Source organism: Kitasatospora sp. NPDC096077 (genome assembly GCF_040303245.1).
Lineage (GTDB): Bacteria > Actinomycetota > Actinomycetes > Streptomycetales > Streptomycetaceae > Kitasatospora.
On the sequence record NZ_JBEOSV010000121.1, the window covers coordinates 9,123 to 11,855 of the forward strand.

3 protein-coding genes and 2 pseudogenes are annotated in these 2,733 nt (G+C 70.2%); 3 read left to right on the forward strand and 2 right to left on the reverse strand.

Going from position 1 to position 2,733, the window contains the following annotated elements; genetic code table 11:
* A pseudogene (locus tag ABTZ03_RS43440) lies at positions 1 to 400 on the forward strand (hypothetical protein); the annotation flags it as partial.
* Positions 401 to 531: 131 nt separating this feature from the next.
* Here ABTZ03_RS43440 and ABTZ03_RS43445 read toward each other — a convergent pair.
* Positions 532 to 1,338 (reverse strand): helicase associated domain-containing protein, encoded by an 807-nt coding sequence (locus ABTZ03_RS43445; protein ID WP_350518811.1) that lies wholly within the window; start codon positions 1,336 to 1,338, stop codon positions 532 to 534.
* A 54-nt stretch (positions 1,339 to 1,392) separates the two neighbouring features.
* Here ABTZ03_RS43445 and ABTZ03_RS43450 point away from each other — a divergent pair.
* Positions 1,393 to 1,566: pseudogene (locus tag ABTZ03_RS43450) on the forward strand (transposase); the annotation flags it as partial.
* Between the two features lie 174 nt (positions 1,567 to 1,740).
* On the opposite strand, the gene ABTZ03_RS43455 reads toward ABTZ03_RS43450, so the two are convergent.
* Entirely contained in the window at positions 1,741 to 1,935 is a 195-nt protein-coding gene (locus ABTZ03_RS43455) for a hypothetical protein (RefSeq protein WP_350518812.1), read from the reverse strand.
* A 200-nt stretch (positions 1,936 to 2,135) separates the two neighbouring features.
* On the opposite strand from ABTZ03_RS43455, the gene ABTZ03_RS43460 reads away from it, so the two are divergent.
* Positions 2,136 to 2,306: a hypothetical protein gene (locus ABTZ03_RS43460; protein ID WP_350518813.1), complete on the forward strand. Its 171-nt coding sequence runs from the start codon at positions 2,136 to 2,138 to the stop codon at positions 2,304 to 2,306.
* Positions 2,307 to 2,733: the final 427 nt, after the last annotated feature.

Below are 2,733 nucleotides of genomic sequence, written 5' to 3' on the forward strand. Positions count from 1 at the left end.
GAACACCGTCTACACCGCTGACGGCAACTACGCCACCGGTACCTGGAGTGCCTTCCAGCCGGTGCCCGGCAACAGCGGCATCAAGCAGATCACCGCCGTCTCCACCGGCACCACGGTGCGCCTGTTCGCCATCGGCTCCGACAACACCGTCTACAACGCCAACGCCGACTACAGCGCCGGCTCCTGGAGTGCCTTCCAGCCGGTGCCGGGCAACTCCGGCATCAAGCAGATCACCGCCAACGCCGTGGGCAACACCGTCCATCTGTACGCGGTCGGCTCCGACAACACCGTCTACAACGCCAACGCCGACTACAGCGCCGGCTCCTGGAGCGCCTTCCAGCCGGTCCCGGTCCCCGGCAACAGCGGCATCCAGCAGATCTCCGCCACCTCGGGCGCCTGATCCTGCTGGGGCATCCGCCCCCGGAACGGCTCCCCGAAAGTCCGGAGCCAGCAGGCCACCGGCCCGGCCCAGGGATTCATTCCCCGGGCCGGGCCTTATGCGTCCTGACGACAGCGTCTGGGTCACGGCCGTCACGCCCACTCGACGCCGTGCTCGGCGAGCTGCGCGAGCTGCCCGGGGGTGAGTTTCGCCCGGTGGGCCTTCCGGTTGTTGAGCCAGGCGCCCAGCGCGAAGTGCGAGACCACGACCTGTTCCTCACCGCCGGGGCCGGCCTCAACGGCCTCCGCCGGCTCCTTGTGCGGTCGGGGCACCCGCGGGTGCTGCTCCCGCTCGACGAACTGGGCGAGCGCGGCCAGGCCCTGGGCGAACCGGTCGGTGCGGGAGACCTTCGGCTTCGCCTCGGCGGCGGCCTTCGCGGCCACCAGCTCGGGGTCGGCCTCGATGCCGATCGCTGCCAGCAGGTCCCGCTGCTCCTGGTCGAGCGCGGCGAAGCCGGCCCGCTGCGCCCGCACCCAGCGGCCGAGCTGTTCACCCTCGAACACCGTGTCCAGGGGCAGCCGGGTCCAGTCGACCAGGCCGTCGGTGTCCAACCACCACATCCGGGCGGTCGCGTAGGCGCGCTGCCAGGTGACCGGCCACGCCGGGCACCACCACGGGTCGATCTCCTCCAACGCAGCCCGCCATTCGGCCGCCAGCGCACCCGGCTGGTCGGCCAGCACCGCCGCGGCGGCCCGCAGCTCCATCAGCCAGGTGCCGATGGCGTACCCGCTGACCGCGGCCCGCACCGGCGCCCCCAAGCTCCCGCCGTGCTCCTTCGCCCAGACCCGCGCCCAGTCCAGCCCGGCCTCGAACCGCGCATCCGAGACAGACCAGATCATGCCCAGCGAGTCGAGCATCTCCACCCGGTGGCGCGCCAATTCACCGTTCGCGAATTCCACCCGCGGGTCTGTACGGTGTCATCGGTGTAACTCCCGATCAAGGAAGAACACCTGATGAGCGACGTGATCGCCTCGGTTGAGGCGGTTGAGGCGGTTGAGGCGGTTGAAGAGGTCCGACCGGTCGAGCTGTCGGCGGATCTGCTGGATGACCAGTTGATCGGGCAGTTGGTCGACCGGGCCCGTGCGAGCGGGCTGCAGCTGACCGGCGAGGGCGGGTTGCTGCAGCAGCCCGTGCCGGGTGGGCTCGTCGCGCTCGCCCTCCCCGCCCGCGGAGATGGACCCGGTGGAGCTCCCGTCCTACGTGAGAGATCCCGCGTTCGCGATGCCCGGCTCGACGAGAGCGCTGCGCTGGCGGTACTGGGCCTGACCGGCCGGGGTCGCTAGGCGGTCGGCCATGGCCGGTTAGCCGGTTGGGGCGCTTTGGCGCTTCGCGGGGAAGCCCGCTTGGTCGGCCTCGCTGGTGACGGAGACCAGTAGTGGCAGGTCGGCGAGGTACTCGAAGGAGGCGGCGCTGGCGTATCCGCTGTTCGCGAGCCAGAGCAGGATGTCGCCCGGCAGACCTGCCGCGTGCTGGTTCTCCTGGGTCTTCCTGACCATCGGGATCAGTGCCGTGCGGTCCGACGGGTTGTCGTGCAGGTCGATGGCCAGCAGGATCTGGCGGCGCGCGCAGACGATCTGCAGGTTGTATCCCTGCGGGTGCCGCCGTGTTTGCCCAGTTGCAGCCGTGAGTCCGGATCGCTCAGGCTGGCGACGGCGGTCGGGGAGGGCATCGGCTCGGGGCTGCGTGCCCGCTCCAGGTGGGCGAGTGCCTTCACCAGTCGGGCCCGCTGCCGGACCAGGACCCGGCCTTCCGCCCCGGCACGTGGCTGCGTAAGCAGGCTATGGCCCGCACCGACGGCAAGCTGATCGATCACCAGGCCGCGCTCCTGGACGCCCTGGACCGGCACGCCGAGACCGTCACCGGCTGATCCGCCCCGCAAGACCCTGCCGTCCCGGCCCACCAGGCCGGGACGGCCGTCGCACCTCGTTCCCGACTTCCGGAGGCGCAGCCCGCACGTGTGTGAGTGCTTCACGGGCGCACCGTCATCGTCACCGGCTGACGGTGACGATGACGGTGCGCCGGGATCGTGGGGCCCAGGGCAGCCGTCTCGGTGTCCGTCCAAAGGTCTTCATGAACTGCGTGTCTAAGAGGGTGTTCGGTAGGGGATTCCCCCCAACTGTCCGGCTTTGATTGCTGCGGCACGGACTCGGTTCCAGGGTCTCGTGGCGGCCGGGTCTGTGTCCGCGATATTGATCAAGTGTGACGGAACGACGCAGGTATCCCTCGGACCTGAAGGACGATCAGTGGGAGCTCATCGAGCCCATGCTGGTGGAGTGGCGACGCACCCGCGTCGA